Annotated in this window: 19 protein-coding genes (1 of these 19 cut by a window edge); 8 read left to right on the top strand and 11 right to left on the bottom strand. The window is 62.2% G+C overall.

From position 1 onward, the window contains the following. Together ACQ66J_RS12300 and ACQ66J_RS12295 are read right to left on the bottom strand one after the other, a co-directional pair. A protein-coding gene (locus ACQ66J_RS12300; RefSeq protein WP_430431858.1) for a CBS domain-containing protein crosses the window boundary here: on the bottom strand, positions 1 to 171 show its start. 261 nt of this gene lie to the left of the window's left edge; the window shows 171 of its 432 coding nt (coding positions 1-171); its start codon is at positions 169 to 171; the stop codon falls past the left edge of the window. Between the two features lie 84 nt (positions 172 to 255). After that, positions 256 to 969 (bottom strand): rhomboid family intramembrane serine protease, encoded by a 714-nt coding sequence (locus ACQ66J_RS12295; protein ID WP_430431857.1) that lies wholly within the window; start codon positions 967 to 969, stop codon positions 256 to 258. 84 nt (positions 970 to 1,053) lie between these two features. Here ACQ66J_RS12295 and hfaA point away from each other — a divergent pair, with 84 nt between their 5' ends. Genes hfaA through hfaD form a run of 3 tightly spaced genes read left to right on the top strand, consistent with a single transcriptional unit; the run spans position 1,054 to position 3,653 of the window. Further along, a complete protein-coding gene (gene hfaA / locus ACQ66J_RS12290; protein WP_430431856.1) occupies positions 1,054 to 1,521 on the top strand; it encodes a holdfast anchoring protein HfaA in 468 nt (155 codons plus the stop codon). Then, the gene (gene hfaB / locus ACQ66J_RS12285) at positions 1,511 to 2,500 is read left to right on the top strand and encodes a holdfast anchoring protein HfaB (protein ID WP_430431855.1); all 990 of its coding nucleotides are present in this window, start codon (positions 1,511 to 1,513) and stop codon (positions 2,498 to 2,500) included. The genes hfaA and hfaB overlap by 11 nt, the downstream gene beginning before the upstream one ends. After that, positions 2,415 to 3,653: a holdfast anchor protein HfaD gene (gene hfaD, locus ACQ66J_RS12280; RefSeq protein ID WP_430431854.1), complete on the top strand. Its 1,239-nt coding sequence runs from the start codon at positions 2,415 to 2,417 to the stop codon at positions 3,651 to 3,653. Before hfaB ends, hfaD begins: the two co-directional genes overlap by 86 nt. Before the next feature lie 65 nt (positions 3,654 to 3,718). Here hfaD and ACQ66J_RS12275 read toward each other — a convergent pair whose 3' ends face one another. From ACQ66J_RS12275 to ACQ66J_RS12260, 4 genes are all read right to left on the bottom strand, one after another. Beyond that, a complete protein-coding gene (locus tag ACQ66J_RS12275) occupies positions 3,719 to 5,893 on the bottom strand; it encodes a type ISP restriction/modification enzyme (RefSeq protein WP_430431853.1) in 2,175 nt (724 codons plus the stop codon). Then, complete coding sequence (locus tag ACQ66J_RS12270; protein WP_430431852.1) at positions 5,894 to 7,084, bottom strand: N-6 DNA methylase; 1,191 nt, start codon at positions 7,082 to 7,084, stop codon at positions 5,894 to 5,896. It abuts the gene before it with no gap. A 219-nt stretch (positions 7,085 to 7,303) separates the two neighbouring features. Next, positions 7,304 to 7,708, bottom strand: coding sequence for a hypothetical protein (locus ACQ66J_RS12265; protein WP_430431851.1), 405 nt, complete (start codon positions 7,706 to 7,708; stop codon positions 7,304 to 7,306). Between the two features lie 51 nt (positions 7,709 to 7,759). After that, entirely contained in the window at positions 7,760 to 8,206 is a 447-nt protein-coding gene (locus ACQ66J_RS12260; protein WP_430431850.1) for a hypothetical protein, read from the bottom strand. A 195-nt stretch (positions 8,207 to 8,401) separates the two neighbouring features. Here ACQ66J_RS12260 and ACQ66J_RS12255 point away from each other — a divergent pair, with 195 nt between their 5' ends. The 4 genes from ACQ66J_RS12255 to ACQ66J_RS12240 all read left to right on the top strand — a co-directional run bounded on the left by ACQ66J_RS12255 (position 8,402) and on the right by ACQ66J_RS12240 (position 11,786). Next, positions 8,402 to 8,962 carry a PAS domain-containing protein gene (locus ACQ66J_RS12255; protein WP_430431849.1) on the top strand — a complete coding sequence of 187 codons (561 nt, stop codon included), beginning with the start codon at positions 8,402 to 8,404 and terminating at the stop codon, positions 8,960 to 8,962. Positions 8,963 to 9,017: 55 nt separating this feature from the next. Beyond that, positions 9,018 to 9,632, top strand: a complete 615-nt coding sequence (locus tag ACQ66J_RS12250) for a PilZ domain-containing protein (protein WP_375549494.1) — start codon at positions 9,018 to 9,020, stop codon at positions 9,630 to 9,632. A gap of 138 nt (positions 9,633 to 9,770) precedes the next feature. Next, a complete protein-coding gene (locus ACQ66J_RS12245) occupies positions 9,771 to 10,295 on the top strand; it encodes a DUF4339 domain-containing protein (protein ID WP_430431848.1) in 525 nt (174 codons plus the stop codon). Between the two features lie 159 nt (positions 10,296 to 10,454). After that, positions 10,455 to 11,786, top strand: coding sequence for an OmpP1/FadL family transporter (locus ACQ66J_RS12240; protein ID WP_430431847.1), 1,332 nt, complete (start codon positions 10,455 to 10,457; stop codon positions 11,784 to 11,786). Between the two features lie 67 nt (positions 11,787 to 11,853). On the opposite strand, the gene ACQ66J_RS12235 is transcribed toward ACQ66J_RS12240, so the two are convergent. After that, complete coding sequence (locus ACQ66J_RS12235) at positions 11,854 to 12,381, bottom strand: gamma carbonic anhydrase family protein (protein WP_375549497.1); 528 nt, start codon at positions 12,379 to 12,381, stop codon at positions 11,854 to 11,856. Between the two features lie 331 nt (positions 12,382 to 12,712). Here ACQ66J_RS12235 and ACQ66J_RS12230 point away from each other — a divergent pair, with 331 nt between their 5' ends. Continuing rightward, positions 12,713 to 13,468 (top strand): PhoH family protein, encoded by a 756-nt coding sequence (locus tag ACQ66J_RS12230; protein ID WP_375549498.1) that lies wholly within the window; start codon positions 12,713 to 12,715, stop codon positions 13,466 to 13,468. Between the two features lie 58 nt (positions 13,469 to 13,526). Here the strand turns inward: ACQ66J_RS12230 and ACQ66J_RS12225 are convergent, their stop codons facing one another. The 4 genes from ACQ66J_RS12225 to cysE all read right to left on the bottom strand — a co-directional run bounded on the left by ACQ66J_RS12225 (position 13,527) and on the right by cysE (position 17,024). Then, the gene (locus ACQ66J_RS12225) at positions 13,527 to 15,080 is read right to left on the bottom strand and encodes an ABC transporter permease/substrate-binding protein (protein ID WP_430431846.1); all 1,554 of its coding nucleotides are present in this window, start codon (positions 15,078 to 15,080) and stop codon (positions 13,527 to 13,529) included. After that, complete coding sequence (locus ACQ66J_RS12220) at positions 15,073 to 15,855, bottom strand: ATP-binding cassette domain-containing protein (RefSeq protein WP_430431845.1); 783 nt, start codon at positions 15,853 to 15,855, stop codon at positions 15,073 to 15,075. Before ACQ66J_RS12220 ends, ACQ66J_RS12225 begins: the two co-directional genes overlap by 8 nt. Positions 15,856 to 15,886: 31 nt before the next feature. Continuing rightward, positions 15,887 to 16,114 carry a DUF3126 family protein gene (locus tag ACQ66J_RS12215; RefSeq protein WP_022701878.1) on the bottom strand — a complete coding sequence of 76 codons (228 nt, stop codon included), beginning with the start codon at positions 16,112 to 16,114 and terminating at the stop codon, positions 15,887 to 15,889. Between the two features lie 82 nt (positions 16,115 to 16,196). Beyond that, on the bottom strand, positions 16,197 to 17,024 hold the full coding sequence (gene cysE / locus ACQ66J_RS12210) for a serine O-acetyltransferase (RefSeq protein WP_375549501.1): 828 nt from the start codon (positions 17,022 to 17,024) through the stop codon (positions 16,197 to 16,199). Positions 17,025 to 17,039 lie beyond the last annotated feature (15 nt).

Raw genomic sequence — 17,039 nt, 5'->3', positions numbered from 1 at the left:
GGCGAGATCACGCTCAGAGAAAACGCCCACCGGCTCCTGGTCCGCTCCCGTCACGATCACGGCGCCCACCTTGTATTGGGTGAGCGCGGCAGCGGCGTCTTGCAAGCTCTGCGTCGGGCGGATGGTGAAGACCGTCGCCCCCTTGTCGTCCAGTATACGCACAGCGGTCATGGCGACCTCCCTGACTTCTTGTCATAAGAGTATAATCAGAAGAGCCTTCGCGCTTCAAACGCTGTGCTTGAGCCTGCGTGATTTTCAGAGGGCCGGACGGACCTGCAAATAACGGACGAACACAGGATAGGCCGCCATTCCGACCAATAGCCCGCCCACATGTCCCGCCCAGGCCAGCGGGATGGGAAACACCAGCCCCGCTGCAGCGATCCCCAGATTGATCAAGAGCCAGGGCACGGCGAGTCGCAACATGCCGGCGCGTCCGCCCCTCACCCAGCCCGCCGCCGCCAGCAATCCCGAGATCGCGGTCGAAGATCCCGCCATGATGGAGGGCGCGTTCATATGCGTGAGCTGATGGAGCACGGCGCCGCCAATCGCGCAGGCGAAGAAGAACGCCAGAAATCCCAGATCGCCCCGCAAACCGGGCCCGAATGGGACGCGAGACACCGCACCGAACGCCGCGAGCGCGCCCAGATTGATCAAGAGGTGCGCCCAGCCGAAATGGACAAAGACGTGCAGCACATAAGGGCTGAGACCGAATCCCGGCGCCGGGGGAAAGGCCTCTGCGGTCGCGCCGGTGCGCACTGTTCCCGCCCAATAGATCAGACCATGGGCGAGCCCGCCCTGCCCGGCCGCCATCGACTCGGCGATCTGGACCCCCAGCATCACCGCTCCCAGCACCAGAACGACGCCCGGCAACCCATTGAACAAAGGTTCGCGGGATTTGGGCCCAGGGTCCGGATTCGGGTCGCTTCCAGACGGATCCTCTGAAGAGTGCGGCGGCGGTGTGGCGCTCATGGCGAATTTCCCTGGCAGGCGATCAGTCTGGCACGGCCATTGCAGCCCGAAACGCAAACCGTCTTCAAAGAGGACACTTAAGGCATGACCCGTCAGCTTAAAGTCTGGCTCTGCGCTTCCGGCGCCGTGATTTTCGCAGCCTCCGCCGCCCTGGCGCAGTCCACCGCTCCCAATCCGTCCGATTGGACGCGGCCCTATGGTCAGGCCTATGGCGCGGAAAACCAAGCCTATGTCGGCGCCCGCAGCGGCGGCAACCGGGTCGTGCTGAACGGCGTCATCCAGACCGGTGTCGGCGTCTCGGCCCAGACCAGCGCCTTCGCGCAGAGCTCGGCTGGCGTCGCCCTGAACACGCAAACCCAATCAGGCCTGTTCGCCTCGGCCGGCGCCAGCGCCATCGGCAACCAGCTCAATGTGGTGGTGAACGGCAATTACAACACCGTGGTCGTCAACAACCGCCAGACCAATACCGGCGACATCACCGCCAATGCGGGCGCGGTGGCCGCGACCGCTGAAAACCAGACCACGCAAGGAGCGTCCGCCAATGATCGTTAAGCGTCTCCTCGCCGCAGCCGTCTCCGCCCTGTCGCTGACAGCCTGCGCCACCTCGACGCCGGGGTCTGACGGGCTGTACGCCACGCCCACCGGCAACGCGCCCGTGACCCCAAACCCGACGCCTTATTCCGACGCTCTGGTGTGTTTGTCCGGGTATGCGCGTCAGCATGGCCAGGCGGCGCCGCGCGTCGCTGTGGGCCGGATCGCGGACTATACCGGCCAGATGAACCCTGAAGGCGGCACCCGCGTCACCCAGGGCGCGTCCCTGATGGCGATCAGCGCCTTCGCCAAGGCGGGCGCGCGTCTTGTGGAGCGTTTTGATACGTCGGTCGCCGAGCTGGAATTGCGTTACGCCAACAACCAGCTGATCGGCGACGCCGCCGAGCAGGACGGCTATCGTCAGATTTACGCTGGCTCGATTCCCGGCTCTGACTATTATCTGGTAGGCGGCATCACCGAGCTGAACGCCAATATCCGCTCGAACGGGCAGGATATTCTGGCGGGCGACAGCGTGGATTCAGATCCGTCGGGCCTGTTCTCGCGCCGCATGTATGTGATGAATGTGGGCCTCGACCTGCGTCTCATCGATTCGCGGACGCTGGAAGTGGTCGACGTGGTCTCCTACCAAAAACAGATCATCGGCCGCGAATTGTCAGCCGGCGTCTTCGCTTTCTTTGGCGATGTGGTACTGGATGCGTCAGCGGGCGGTCGCTCGCTGGAGCCGATCCAGCTCGCCGTGCGTTCGGTCGTCGAGCGCGCCGTGCTGGAGATTTCCTCCCAGCTTTACCAGGTCGCGCCAGAGCAGGTCTGCTCCTTCAACGACCCGATCGGCCCGTCCAACATTACCGGCGGCGTTCAGCTGAACACCGCTTACGCCCCCACGGAGGCTCCTTATGTCCAGGCTCGCACGAGTGTTGATCGCGGGCACCAGCGCCGCGACTCTGATATCCGCAGCCAGCTTCGCGGAACCTATCAATAAGGTCGAGCTCGATCAGGACCAGACCGGCCCTGTCTTAAGTGAAGACAATCAGAGTGCGGACGGCGTGCGGGACATGATCTCCACGGCTGTGGCGCAAGGCAATTCCGGCACGGGCGCGCTCTCTGGCGACAGCGAAATCTCCGGCGTGCAAAATCTCGACGGCTCGGTCAGCGCCAGCTCGCTACTGAGTGCGAACGGGGTGTGGGCCAGCGTCATCAGCACCGCCACCGCTCAGGGCAACGCCCTGACGGCGGGTGTCGAGACCGGCGCTCTGGCGATGGATCTTGAGCAAACCGCCCAAGCCGGACAGGTCAACGCGCTGTCACGCCTGCGCATCTCTGACTATGCCGCGCACACCGTGCAAACCGCCTCAAGCGCCGTCAATGCGATCCAGACCAGCGCGGAAGGCGGACAGACCTTGTCGATTCGCCAGAGCAGCGCGGCGGATTCAAGCGCCGAAGCGCGCGTGGAAGCGGCAGGCGCCGAGATCGAAACCAGCGTCGTTGGTGCAGTCGCAGCAGGCAACAGCCTGCTCTCGACCGCCGAGGATGAGGAATCGGTGCTGACGCTTGATCAGTCCCAATCGGGATCCACGACGTCGACCGCCTATGCCGAGATCGGAAATGCGGATTATGGCGTCACGGCGGCGTCGCAAGCGGCGGGCAACACCGCCACTTTCCAGAACGATTATGGCGACAGCCAGGTGGGCGGCGTGCAGTCCAATTCAGGCGAAGTGCGCTCTGACACCGTGATTCTGGCGGGTGAGTTCGCCAATGGTTATGCGACAGGCTCCGCCAACGCGGTGGGCAATTCAGTCCTGACCTCTACAATCGGCGCAAACACCTATTCCGGCGTCCAGCAAACCAATTCCGGCGATGTGATCGCAAATGTCTCCATGGTGGGCGGTTATGATGGCGGCTCGGGCGCGGGCCTGGGCTCGGTTCTGAACGCCACCGCCATCGGCAATGCGCAATCGGCCTATGTCTGCGCCACCTGCCCGGTGGGCGTGACGGGCGAGATCAATCAGATCAATTCCGGCGCCGTCAGCGCCAGCGCCGTCACGGTGCAGAACGGTCAGGTGCGCACGCTCACCAGTTCAGCCACGGCCGTGGGCAACGCAGCGACCTTCGCGACACAGACCCGCGGGAACTAAGCCTAAACAACAAATACCCACCCAACTGACTGGCCGCCTCATCCCTGGGGCGGCCATTTTTTCGTTCAGTCTTCTTCGTCCTGATCGACATCGTCTTGCTCGCCAAACATATCCAGCTGAGCACCCGACGACGCGGCTTTCCCTGGCGCCTTGCGCTCTTCGGGCGTGGGCGTGGGCAGATCGGCGGCGGCGAAGCAGGGACCGGCCACGACCTTGTCGAGCGCGGCTTCAAGCTCCAGCTCCATCGCAAGGGTCGCTTCCAGCACCCAAAGCAGTTCCAGCAATTCGTCGCTCATCCGCGCGGTCCAGCGTTCGGGGCGGATTTCATCGAGCGGCGAGGATTTCTTGCCAGCACGCTTCTTCATCCGATAGCCCAGCCACGACTGCACGACCTTCAGGCCCGATACCTCGAACTCCCAGACCTGCGGCGACACGGGGCCGAACCGGCCATCCCCCACGACGATCTCGCGCTTGGCCTCGTCATAGGCGTATTCGACCGGGTAGTGCGCCGGATCGGCGGACACGCCCTTTATCGTGGTGGCCTTGCCCTGCGGCACCTCATCGCCGCGATCCTTGCCCCGGAACCGTTCGGTATAAGTGTGGAGCCAGATCAGCTTGCGCCCCAGCTTCGAGGCTTCGGCAAAGGTCTTGCCGTCCTTGGTCAGCGGGACGCGCGGGCCGGGCGTTTCAAGCTCATTCCAGAAGCGCCGGGTATAGGATTGCCCGCCCAGCAGGGCATAGACATAGGCCGCAAGGTCCTCGGCATCCGGCGTGGCGCCGTATGCCGCGCCAAGGGCATCGAGCAGACCGGCGGTCACGTTCGGTTCCGTTCCGGCGGCGTCCCGGTAGAGGGGGATCACGTCTTTTCCTCCAAACGATCCGCGAAACGCGTGTTTGTCTGGAGGTGCGCTACTGACTGCAAGCGCTTGCCCTTCACCCAATGGCGCAGAAGCAAGATGCGTTAAATAAATTTGGCTTGTAGAATTAACCTCCCAAAGTATTTCGCCCATTCTATCAATGAAACGAATGTCCTCTACAATCTTTTGTCGGTCGTATGGCCTGAACAGAAGATCACTAATTTTTATATGCGAATCGCCTTTCTGTTCCACCAGTGGCACCAATTTATCATTCGATAAATGATGACGATATATATTTTTGACCTTACGATAATTATTGTCTTTAAAAATTTTCGGCTTATCCGGTTTAGAGGCGCTAAACAGCCGGTGAATGCGAGTTCTGAGTAATTCCTCGGTCTCAGCTATTACCCATGGCCGCCCTGTCATTGTGCCGCTTCTTTGATACGGAAACAGATTGCTTAACATCGGCCAATCAAAGAAATCCCCTTTACCCTCGGGCAGAAACGGCTTGTGCCAATCGCCGGGGCAATCGCGCCATACCAAGCCGGCAAAATCCGCGACGGCTTCGAGTTGCGTCAGCTTGTTGTCACGGTCCGGCCCGTCAATCTTCGCATATCGGACTATTGCGGATTTGTTGGGCGAAGGCTTCGCCGCCCGAACGCCGATGGCGATGGCCACCGGGGTCTGGATGCTAAACACGTTGGGCGTCTTGCGGGTGCCGAGATTGTCGCCACCAAGGTCAATAATCCAAAGCTCATCGAAGGTGCGCCGCATCACCTCTCGCACACCGATAAAGCCCGGCCCGGCCAGATAGCTCGACGCGGTAATAAACGTCACGACTCCACCGCAGTTCTGTTGCTCGAACAGACGCCAGAGCGCCCAGCGCCAGAAGTAGACATAGTCGTTATAAAGGTTCTTCAGATGCACCCCGGCACCGGCGTTGGTGGCCGGTTCGGTAAAGTCCCGAAAGATCGGGCGTTCACCTTGTTCTTCCTGTTTTGCGCCGCCTTCGATCTGGTCGCCAAACCGGACCCAGCCGCCCTTCCGTTTCGTTGTGGTGTCGTCTGCGTCAATCTGTTGCCGGTCATAGGGCGGATTGCCCAGACACACGAGAATATCACCGCCCTGCTTCACCTTGCGCGCGGCTTCGTGTTCTTGCGTCAGCGCCTTATGGGTTAAGTCCAGCCCACCGGGCGGGGCTTTGGTAGGGCTTTCCAGCGTGTCCGCCAGATAGATGTTCAACCGCTTGCCGAGCTTCTCCTCGGGCTCGCCCGCCGCCGCTTTGGCGTCGTTCATCGCGCCTTCCAGCGCCTGCGTCAGGCGCAGATGGGCGACCGCATAGGGGCCGACCAGCACCTCGAACCCGTGCATGTTCTCGGCCATCTAGCGCGCGCGGGCGGGCACCGCGCCGGGGCCGGACCTCTTGCGCACCTTTTCCAGCCCGTGCTTCACCGCCGCGACGGGATAGGTGCCTGTGCCTACAGCTGGATCGAGAAACACCACGCCATCGTCAGCGAAGCCCAGCTTCTTGCCGAACCGCTTTTCCAAGAGTTCAGAAGCAAGGCGAACCTGCAATTCCACGACCTCACGTGGCGTATAGTAGACCCCATAATCCTTACGTAATTTGGGGTCATAGGCAGCAAGAAAATCCTCATAGAAATATAACCAGAGATCAGGCTTCGATTTCAGGAAGTCGTGGGGGTCAAGCGCTTCAAGCGAGCGCTTCAACATCTCGAACCCGACCACCAATTCATCGCGTGCCGCCTTCTGGCCCAGCAATTCGAGGGTCCGGGCGAGCAGGCCGTTATTCTTATCAAGCGTTTTGGCGGCTTCGGTCGGGTCGAGCTTTTCAGCGCCTGACAGCCTTGCCAGCAGCATCGCATAGGTCACAGTCTGGGCGTAGGCGTCTGCAAACTTGGCATCGTCGGAATCGGGAAAAAAAAATTGCCGCCATTCCCCCGCCAGAAGCCCGACGGCAGAGCCGGGCAGGTCCAGCGCGTTTTCGACCTCGGACCGCAGGAAGCGGCTCAGAGGGGCGAGGTATTCTGCAAGGGGCGTCGGTTGGTGCGGCACCTCCGGCTTCCAGCCCAGAAAATCACGGAACAGGCGCCCCAATGCCTCGGCATCAGCCTTGCTGGTCGCAGCCTTGCCCTCTTCGGTTGGGTCATCGGTCAGGCGAACAATAGGGTGCCCATCCCGCCGCTCACCAGATTCATAGAGCGCCCAGTCGCGGCCATCAGTATAGATCAGGTTGGGAAGACCTTTCAGCTTAGCCCATTGTTTCTTGTTGTGCTCGCCTTTCAGTTTCGGCGCATCGGCCCCGAGGCCGGGCGCTTTCAACTCAATATAACCGCAGATCAGCCCACCAACATAAATCGCAATGTCAGGGCGGACCTTGTGTTCGGATAAATGCGTTTCGGTCCGGGTTTCGACCGTCAGCCCGTATTTCGCGCCGGTATCCACAACCAGCTCGGCGACCAATGGTTTCAATTGATCTTCCGGCGAAGCTGCCCCAGGCAGCGCGAATTTCGCCTTCAAGGCATCCGCGAATGTTTCAAGATCATGAATATCCAACAGACCGCCCCTGTCTCGAATCTCATTTCTCAAGAAGTAGCAGACGGTTGACGAGAGGGGAATCAAAGATCGCCTCAAACGAGAGTCGACTCTGCTGAACCACTATCCAACATCATCTCCAGACAGCACGTATGATGACAGCCGGCTTCCGCACCAAGCGCACGAAAAACCCCGCAGGCGGATCCTGCGGGGTTTGTCAGTCAAGCTGAAGATGGAGGCTTAGTGGTATCCGCCGACGCCGCCATCGAGCATCAGGGTCATCGAGCTGCGCTCATAGCGTTCGCTGCGGCGCTCGACAGTCTCGGTGTAATGCTCTTCATAGCGATACCAGATCAGCTTCACGCCCGGACCATGTAAACGGAGCAGCGAGCGCTCATTACAATTGCGGCGATGCTCCTGCGGCGCGCAAAACAGCTCTCCGCCCCGGCCATAGCGCAGCGCCTCGCCTTTCTGACACTGGATGGAGACGCCGTCGAAACGATCTTCCCCCTCTTCGCGCCAGCCCAAGGTCGCCTGAAGCGCGGTGCCGGCGACGCAGCGGAAGATCTCGCCGTCAAAGTCGGGCGTCACGCGTTCATCAGGGTCCGGACGCGAAGCGGGATGCGGATTGCCGCTGTCGTCCATGCAATAGGCGCGGACCAGCCGCCATTCCTCGACCCAGCGCGAGCGCTCTTCTTAATAGAGCTCATATTCGCTTTCACCGGCCAGACGCAGACCGGAGACCATGCTCGCCGCCGGCGCCGTGCCGCGGCCATAATAACCGCCGCCGCCATAATAGATGGTGGCGCCTGAACCTGAGGATGCTGTCGCTGTCGCTCCGGCGCTGGCGGTCGCGCTGACATTGACGTTGACGGAGCTGTTAACGGTCACCCCGCCCACATTGACGGTTGTTCCGCCCACATGAACGCTGGGTGCGCCGATATTGATGCTGGGCGTTCCGATCACCGGCCCGCCCGGATGGGTGCAACACGGATTGGGCGGCGGCGGCGGGGCGCAGCACGGGTCGCCAGCGCCAGAGCCGGTCAGGGTCACAGCCAGCGCCGGCGCGGTCAGCGCCGCGGACGCCAGAAGGCCCGCCGCCAGGGCGGCCAGTGCGGAAGCGTATCGTGTTGAAACGCGCATGGCGGTCTCCGTTCTCATTCCCCTTCCTACCTGCAAGACCGAGGCCGAATACGGGCGCCGCGCTTATCAACATGGAAAAACCGCCTGTCTCAGGGGTTTGGCAAGCCCCTTGCAAACTGTCTCGTCAAGTTCGGCGCCGCGCCTTTTCAGGGCTCTGAGAGGGACGCCGGAAAGACCAAAGAAGAGGGACGGCGCGTGAAGCACCCCAACACAAAGACACTGCTGGCCTATTGGGAAGCCCGTCGATGCGGCGAATCTGCGCCGCAGCGCGCGGATATCGCTCCGGAAGATCTGGGGACGTTGCTGGCGAACCTGTTCTTGTTGCGCCGCATGGATCAGGGCCACCATGTGTTCCGACTGGCTGGAACCGGTTTGTGCCGGATGCATCAACGCGAGTTTCGCGATCAGAATTTCCTGTCGCTATGGCAAGGCCATGACCGGGCGCATGTCTCAGCCTTGCTGGAAGGCGCGCTGTCGACGCCTGCCCCAGCCAGCCTCGTGACTGAAGCAGTCAGTCTCGATAGCGAGCAAACCTCGGTCGAGATCGCGCTCTTGCCGCTGAAGGGGCCCGAAGGATGGCTGGATCGCGTGCTCGGCCTCTATCAGCCCTTGACCCCGCGTCCCGCCAATAGCCGCCCCATAGTAAGACACCGCCTGCAGGCTTTGCATCCGGCGCAATGCCCGGATCCGCATTTTTCCGCCTTTACCGCACCCAGTTTCGAAGCCGTGGGTCTGCGTGTGGCGAACGACAGCTAAACTAGCGAAATATTAAGTGTGCGCGCCCTAACCTCACGTGTGAGTCGAGGGTGATATGACGCGACCGGTTGATTTGAGCGCCCGGCTGGACCGCCGGAAAATCAAGATTGCCGCGCGCGGCGCTGAAGAGCGCCGCCGTCATCGTCGTGTGCGCCTGTCGCTGACCGGACGCGGCCTGTCTCCCAGCGCAGGGGAATTTACCTGCACGCTTGTCGATGTGTCCCCGGGCGGCGCCCGAATCTCCAGCAAAACCCCGCCTGAAAAGGGTGAACGCGTCGTCTTGCTGTTTGACGGTCTTGGCCGGATGGAAGGCGAGGTTCTGCGGGCGGGACGGTCCGGCTTCATCGTCCGGCTGCAAGGCTCCCAGCGCAAACGTGACCGGCTGGCGGACGCCATCACCTGGCGTTTCAATATGCAACGCTTGGGGCTGGATGAAGACCGCACCGCGCCGCGCAAACCCGGACGCGGCCGGGCCAAGATACGCTTGCGTGACGGCGTGGTGATCCAGGCGGATGTGATCGACGTGTCGATCAGCGGCGCCGCCTTCGCCTGCCTTGAACGCCCGCGCCTCGGAGAGGCTGTTCGTGTTGGCGATATGCAAGGTCATGTCGCACGATGGCTGGACAATGGCTTCGCAGTAGCGTTCGATCCTCCTGCCGACCGGAGTTGAGGGCTCCGGGTGGTTTTTCACAGATGATGCATGACAGCGTCATCTTGAGACACCATATACCGAGGGGAACGGCCCGTTTCTTGCCTGATAGAGGGTGACGCCTCAGGCAATAGGGCCTTTTGGCCGGGAGAAATATTGATGCCGCGCGACGACGGAATCGCCATGTCCTGGTTTGTGAAAGTGGAAGGCCGTGTTTACGGGCCTTACACTGGAGCGCAAATGCGCGCCTTCGTTGGCGAAGGCCGCGTAGCCGCGCATTCCACCGTCTCAGAACAACGCGATGGCGAATTTCGCGATGCCCGCGACGTGCCGCAGCTCAAAGCCTGGCTGGACGAAGCCCGGCGCGCGCCGGGCGAACGACGCCCCGCGCCCAGCGATGCGCGCACCTCCAATTTCGTCATTGTCGCCGATCTCAATTCAGACAGCCGCGGCGGATTCGAAGCTGCGCTGAAGGACTTTGGGGATGTGGAAGCCATCACCCCTGGGGTCTGGTTGCTGCGCGGCGCCGCAAGCGCAGCCCATTTGCGCAATGAGCTGAGCCATCTGTTGGCGCGCGATGACAAACTGCTTGTGGTGGACGCGTCACGCGATCGCAGCGCTTGGTTCAACCTGGGCCGTAACGCCGATCAGCGCATCCGCGATCTCTGGGGTCGCCGGGACTAATCCCCTCATTGCTGCAATTGCTGCAAAGCAGCGCCTGGGACATCACATCGCTGTCACGGGTCTGTTTTCATACGTTGTCATGAATGCTGCGAATGCACATCTGTGTCGCAAAGAGCTCTGAGAAGCTCGCACACAGATATGCATCGCACAGGATTATTCATGCTTCGCACTCCCCAATTCGTCACACGCCTGGGGCTGGCCGCCGGCCTCGCCCTCACCGCCGCATCCCCGGCCCTCGCAGGGGGCTTCAAGCTGTCTGAGTATTCGGTCCGGGATCTAGGCATGGCGGACGCCGGCTATGCGGCGTTGGCTGACGCCCCGTCCACGATCTGGTCAAACCCGGCAGGTCTGGCGCGGCTGGACGGCTTGCAGATTCAGGTCGGCGCTCACGCGATCATCGGTCAGGGCGACTACACCAATGCCGGTTCTGCGGATGTGCTGGGCCGTCCGCTGGGCGGCACCGAAGAGAATGATCTGTTCAACGACGCCGTCATCCCGAATTTCTATCTCTCACGTCGCCTCAATGATCGGGTTGTGCTGGGTCTGGGCGTCATGGCGCCTTTTGGTCTGGCCACGGAGTACAATCAGGACTCCGTCACACGCTTTCAAAGCGTCAAAAGCGCGCTGAAAGTCGCCGAGATCAATCCCTCCCTCGGGGTGCAGGTCACAGACCGTCTGTCGTTGGGATTTGGCGTCTCCGCGCAATACTCCGAAGCCACCCTCGCCAACCATATCGATTTTTCCGCCGTCTGCCTGAGCCAGCTCAATGCGGCGCAATGTACGACGGCCGGCTTTCTCCCGGGGCGTCCGGAAGGCTATTTGCGGGTCACCGGCGATGACTGGGCGTTCGGTTGGAATGTCGGCGCGCTCTATGAGCTGAGCGAATCCACGCGCATCGGCGTCTCCTATCGCTCCAAAGTAGATCACAATCTGGAAGGTGAGGCCGATTTCGGCGCACCGGCGAACGCCGCCCTCTTCCAGCCCGCCTTCACCGACACGCCAGGCTCGGCTGAACTGAACCTGCCGGCGGAGCTGGCGGTCAGCGTGGCGCACCAGGTGAATGACAAGCTCTCTGTGAACGCGTCCGTGGCCTACACCTTCTGGGATTTCGAGCGTTTGGTGGTTGAATTTGAAAACCCCGCCCAGCCTGCTGCGGGCGAAACCCTGGGCTATGACGGCGTGGCGCGTTACGCCCTCGGCGGCGAGTATCGCTATAATGCGCGTCTGACCCTGCGCGCGGGTCTCGCCTATGACGAAAGCCCGACCGAAGACGAGCACCGCACCACGCGCGTGCCTGATTCTGACCGCACCATCATCGCGCTCGGCGGCTCCTATCAGCTGACGGACGCCCTGCAGCTCGACGCCGGGTATCAACACCTGATCTTTGATGACGCCCCGATCAACCATGTGGGGTCCACCGGGGATCGCGTGGTCGGCGAGTATGACAATGTCGCAGATATTGTCGGCCTGTCCCTGACCTGGCGGCGCTAGGGTTCAAGCCGGTCATCTCAAGAACGGCGCTGCAGGACCTCCTGCGGCGCCGTTTTGATTCGCAGCTCTAGCCGACCGGCTTCAGCCCTTTGGCGTAGCGCGCCGCGTTGTCCGCGTAATGGTCTGCGCTGGCTTTGAGCATTTCGGCTACCCCTTCCCCAATCTCTTTCACCACCTTGCCCGGCGCGCCCATCACGACCGAGCCGTCCGGGATTTCCTTGCCTTCGGTGATCAGGGCGTGTGCGCCAATAATGCAGTTCTTGCCAATCTTGGCGCCGTTGAGAATCGTCGCGCCGATGCCGATCAGCGAGTAATCGCCCACGGTACAGCCATGCAGCATGGCCTTATGGCCCACGGTGACGCCTTTGCCCAAGGTGAGCGGGAAGCCCATATCGGTGTGCATGACCGAACCATCCTGCACATTGGACTCTTCGCCGATGGTGATCAGCTCATTGTCGCCGCGCAGCACGGCGCCGAACCAGACTGACGCGCGGGGCATCAGTTTTACACGGCCGATCAAAGCCGCATCGGGCGCGACCCAGGCGCCGTCATCGCTGATTTCCGGGCTCACATCGTCCAGGCTGTACAGGGCCATATAGGGCCTCCCCAGGTGTTGCGCCGCAATATATTGCGGTCTGAAAACATATTTATGTCGGTCATGAGACCTATGGACTCATACTTCGTTAGGCGTCCAACATCACACTGTGCTTGCGATTCGAGATCAAGGTTTCGATTCGCTTCGCACGCGCCGCAAGGCGCCGGATGTGTGAAGGAGGTCGCCATGGCGTACGCGCCACCGCAAGCTCAGATGACCCCGCCGCCCTGCGCGTCGGAATCGTCTGAGTCCTCAGCCTCCATCTCCACCGCTTTGATGACCCCTCCGCTGCCGCGTGAGGGGTTTTTTCTTGTCTTCTGGAGGGCCTGACATGGGCAGACGAGCCACCAAACGCCGCCAAGCCGGACAATTCAATGCTGACGCCTATGAGGAAGAGAAAGTTCGCTCGCTCTTCCCCGGAACCAGCTGGTCCCCGGACGACAAGGAGCCGATGCGCGACCAGAGCTATACCAAGAACGTCAAACCGCGCTCGAAGAATCAGGCCGAGCTCATGGAGTCCATTGATTCCCACAATCTGGTGATGGCTTTGGGCCCCGCCGGGACGGGCAAGACCTATCTCGCCGTCGCCAAGGGCGTGGAAGCGCTGGAAAACGGCGAAGTGGGCCGCATTGTCCTGTCGCGTCCGGCTGTGGAAGCGGGCGAATCCATCGGCTTCCTGCCCGGCGCCATGGAAGAGAAACTCGCCCCCTATCTGCGCCCGCTCTATGACGCGCTGGCCGACCGTCTGAGCCCCAAACGCCTGAAAGCGCTAATGGCGGAAGGTCTGATCGAGATCGCCCCGATCGGCTATATGCGCGGCCGCACGCTCAACAACGCCTTCGTGGTTGTCGATGAGGCGCAGAACTGCACCTACGCCCAGCTCAAAATGCTGCTGACGCGTCTGGGGTGGAACTCCACCATGGTGGTCACCGGCGACCCGGCCCAGACAGACTTGTTGCCCGAAATGTCAGGGCTGGCCACCATCGCCGACAAGCTCGAAGAGGTGGATAATATCGGCATCATCCGGCTCCAGCAGGAAGACATCGTCCGTCACCCGCTGGTCGCCAGCATGCTGACCGTTCTTTAAGGTCAAACCCGGACCCAAGTGAACGGCCTCGCGCTCCCGCGCGGGGCCGTTTCACGTTTCAGGGCTGTGTTGCGTCCAGAATCAGCTGGGCGGCTTCACTCACGGGCCGACGTTCGACTTCCACGACCGCATTGGCCTGTCGCATCAGATCCGCATCAATCGCGCCCAGCAGCGGCGCCAGTGCGCGGGCGATTGCGGGACGCTGCGCGGCCTCGGCGGACAGCAGGATCACCGCGTCATAGGGCGGCAACGCGCCAAGCGGATCTTCAAGCACCACCAGGTCATACGCCAGCACGCGTCCATCAGAGGTATAGGCCGTGATCACGTCGACCGCTCCGTTTTGAACCGCGTCATACATGAAGGTGGAATCCATGCTGCGCTGCTCGACGCCGTCCAGCCCGTAAAGACTGCGCGTGCGCTCCCATTCCGGGCGCGCAAAGAACTCAGGATCCGCCCCGACCGACAGCGATGACAAGCGGGACAGTTCTGAAATTGTTTCAATTTCATTCGCATCCGCGAATGCGCGGGTGACCGCGAATCCATAGGCGTTTTCAAATCCGAGCCGCCCCAGCGAGACGACGCCGGCAGTCTCGAAAAGCCAGCTCGACACCGCCGCGTTCATCAGATGCCGGCCAATGGGCGCATCCTCGCCCATGGCGTTGGCCCACAGCGTGCCGGTGTAATCTACATAGACGTCGATCTCGCCCGAGCGCAGCGCGTCAAAGACCACTGTGGAGCCCAGATTGTCACGACGGTCTGTCTGGGCGCCCGCCGCGCGCAGCCGGGATTCGATGACGTCTGCGAGGATATATTGCTCGGTGAAGCTTTTCGCGCCCACCACGACTGGCGCGTCACTGAGCCCGCTTTCAGCGCGCGCCATCTCAGCGCCAAGGCTATCACTGGCTGAGCTATTGATGATGTTGGCCACGCCGAGGACCAGCACCGGCGCGAGAACCGTGGCGAGCGCCGCTCCAATCGCACCGCGCCGCTCACCCGATTTCAGCGCGCGTTCGATGGCCGCGATCAGCTGGTCCAGCAGCAAGGCCAGTCCGGCCGAGCACAAGCAGCCGAAGATGACCGCCGCCCAGGTGCGCGTCTGAAGGCCAGAAAAGATGTAATTGCCCAGGCTGGTCGCCCCGACAGGCGTCGCCAGCGTCGCCGCGCCCACAACCCAGACCGTGGCGGTGCGAATCCCGGCGATGATGGCGGGCGCCGCCAGCGGCAGCTCCACCTGCATCAGGCTTTGCACAGGCGACATCCCCACGCCCCGCGCCGCCTCGCGCACGGTCACGTCCACGCCCTGAAGCCCGACAATGGTGTTTCTCAGGATGGGCAGCACGCCATAGAGCGTCAGTGCGATGAAAGCGGGCAGGAACCCGATCATCCCGCCCAGCACCGGCACCATCAGCGCCAGCAAGGCGAGCGCGGGAATGGTTTGAAGCACGCTCGCCACGCCCAGCGCCGGCCGGGCGATGGCGGGATTGCGCGCTGCGACGATCCCGAGCGGCAAGGACACGAAAAGCGCCGTCAGGATCGCAGCGACCGACAGGCGCATATGGCCGCCCAGATAGGCGGGCAGATTTTCAATCAGGTTGGGCAGAGCCTCAAACATCGTCGCGTCCCGCCTCGGCCTTTAAGGCCTGCACGGCGTCTGCTTCATGAAGCGGGTTTTCCAGCATGGTTCTGACGATGGCGTGGCCGGGCGCGTTCAGCAGCACCTTGGGCGTATCATACTGGACGATCTCGCCCGCATGCATGACGGCGATCCGGTCCGCCATCAATAGCGCTTCGGCCATGTCATGGGTCACCATCACCGCTGCAAACCCCATCCGCCGCTGCAAAGCGACGAAGTCACGGCGCAAGGCGTCGCGCGTAATGGGGTCCAAAGCGCCGAACGGTTCGTCCATCAAGAGGAGATTGGAGCCCGCCGCCAGTGCGCGGGCCACGCCGACACGCTGGCGTTGACCGCCTGATAGGGTGCCGGGACGCCTGTCTCGGAATTGCGCCGGATCAAGACGCACCAGCTCCAGCAGCGCGTCGACCCTGTCAGTGACTTCCTTCGGCGCCCAGTCGAGAAGTCTGAGCGTGACGGCGACATTGTCGCCCACGCTCATATGGGGAAACAGGCCGTCGCCCTGCATCACCCAGCCAATCCGGCGCCGCAGCGCCACAGGATCAAGCCCGGCTGCATCCTCGTCTTCAACAAAGACCCGACCGGCGCTCGGCTCCAGCAGGCGGTTGATGCATTTGAGCGTCGTGGTCTTGCCGCAGCCGGATTCGCCGACCAGGGCCACCAGCTCTCCCGCATCCACATCGAAGCTGACATCGCGGACGGCTTTGACACCGCCGCGATAGGTCTTTTCAAGCTGGTCGACGCTCAGGATCACAGGAGATTGTATCGCCAGTCAGAGCGACTGATCAGATGCCTTCAAGATCGATGTCGAGGATGACGATCTCGAACGAGTAAGAGGTTTCGCCCTCTTCCACGTTCTTGGACACCACGCCGAGCAATTCGGATTCGATGTAGATTTCCGCGCATTCGTCCGCGCGCTGGCGCAGGCGGACCGCCAGTTTGGGGTTCAGCTTGCTGCGCAGAAAGGTTTCGACTTTTTTCGCTTCAGCAGCGGTAAAAACGGGCGCGGACACGGCACTACCTCTTTGTGATGGATCGATGAGTCTGGCGCACCCTAGCGTTCTCCCCGCTCAGGGCAACACAAAGGGCGCAGAGCTAGCTGTCGTCGCCGTTCGCGGGGAAGGTCTGGTCCATGGTGCGCGAGGGCTCTGCGCACCGTCCGCCCACAGGCTTGGCGGGGACGCCCGCCACGGTGCAGCGCGACGGCACATCTGACAAGACGACCGATCCGGCTGCAATCCGCGCTTCCGCGCCCACAGCGATATTGCCCAGCACCTTGGCGCCGGCGCCGATCAGGACGCCATTGCCGATCTTGGGGTGACGGTCGCCGCTGTCGGCGCCCGTGCCGCCCAAGGTGACTTCGTGCAGGATGGAGACATTGTCGCCCACCACAGCCGTCTCGCCGATCACCACGGACGTGGCGTGGTCGATCATGATGCCGCGGCCCAGTTGAGCGGCAGGGTGAACATCGACGCCAAAGCGTTCCGACATCCGGCTTTGCATGTGAAACGCCAGCGTATCGCGTCCTTCCCGCCAGAGACGGTGCGCGATGCGGTAGCACAGCAGCGAATGAAAACCCTTGAAATACAAGAAGGGCTGCAAGAGCGAGCGGCACGCCGGATCGCGCTCATCCACGGCCAGCATGTCGGCGGCGGCCTGCTCGACCAGGTCCTGCTCGGCTTCCAGGGCGGCTTTCGCCACATCATGGACCTGCAAGGCGTCGAGCTGGGAATCGCTCATCTTGGCCGCAACCCGGTGCGCCAGCGCTTCGGTCAGCCCGTCATGGCGCAGGATCGCCGCGTTCAGAAAACTCGCCAGCATCGGCTCTTCCGCCGCAGCCGAAGCCGCTTCCAGACGCAGCCGGTTCCAGACAGAGCCCGCAAGCGGCGTCTCCGCGAAAGTCTGGGTTTGCGCGATGGTCATGGGCGGCTCCTGTGA

Source organism: Oceanicaulis sp. (assembly GCF_965284345.1).
Lineage (GTDB): Bacteria > Pseudomonadota > Alphaproteobacteria > Caulobacterales > Maricaulaceae > Oceanicaulis > Oceanicaulis alexandrii_A.
The sequence above is the reverse complement of the archived record's forward strand: the minus strand, read 5'-3'. Positions and strand labels throughout refer to the sequence as shown.

Bases quoted from the DNA above. Each gene is read 5' to 3' on its own strand.
- cysE (WP_375549501.1), bottom strand. From the start codon at position 17,024: ATGACCATCGCGCAAACCCAGACTTTCGCGGAGACGCCGCTTGCGGGC.
- ACQ66J_RS12235 (WP_375549497.1), bottom strand. From the start codon at position 12,381: ATGGCCCTGTACAGCCTGGACGATGTGAGCCCGGAAATCAGCGATGAC.
- ACQ66J_RS12225 (WP_430431846.1), bottom strand. From the start codon at position 15,080: ATGTTTGAGGCTCTGCCCAACCTGATTGAAAATCTGCCCGCCTATCTG.
- hfaB (WP_430431855.1), top strand. From the start codon at position 1,511: ATGATCGTTAAGCGTCTCCTCGCCGCAGCCGTCTCCGCCCTGTCGCTG.
- ACQ66J_RS12230 (WP_375549498.1), top strand. From the start codon at position 12,713: ATGGGCAGACGAGCCACCAAACGCCGCCAAGCCGGACAATTCAATGCT.
- ACQ66J_RS12250 (WP_375549494.1), top strand. From the start codon at position 9,018: ATGACGCGACCGGTTGATTTGAGCGCCCGGCTGGACCGCCGGAAAATC.
- ACQ66J_RS12260 (WP_430431850.1), bottom strand. From the start codon at position 8,206: ATGCGCGTTTCAACACGATACGCTTCCGCACTGGCCGCCCTGGCGGCG.
- ACQ66J_RS12240 (WP_430431847.1), top strand. From the start codon at position 10,455: ATGCTTCGCACTCCCCAATTCGTCACACGCCTGGGGCTGGCCGCCGGC.
- ACQ66J_RS12275 (WP_430431853.1), bottom strand. From the start codon at position 5,893: ATGGCCGAGAACATGCACGGGTTCGAGGTGCTGGTCGGCCCCTATGCG.
- hfaA (WP_430431856.1), top strand. From the start codon at position 1,054: ATGACCCGTCAGCTTAAAGTCTGGCTCTGCGCTTCCGGCGCCGTGATT.
- hfaD (WP_430431854.1), top strand. From the start codon at position 2,415: ATGTCCAGGCTCGCACGAGTGTTGATCGCGGGCACCAGCGCCGCGACT.
- ACQ66J_RS12245 (WP_430431848.1), top strand. From the start codon at position 9,771: ATGCCGCGCGACGACGGAATCGCCATGTCCTGGTTTGTGAAAGTGGAA.
- ACQ66J_RS12265 (WP_430431851.1), bottom strand. From the start codon at position 7,708: ATGGACGACAGCGGCAATCCGCATCCCGCTTCGCGTCCGGACCCTGAT.
- ACQ66J_RS12295 (WP_430431857.1), bottom strand. From the start codon at position 969: ATGAGCGCCACACCGCCGCCGCACTCTTCAGAGGATCCGTCTGGAAGC.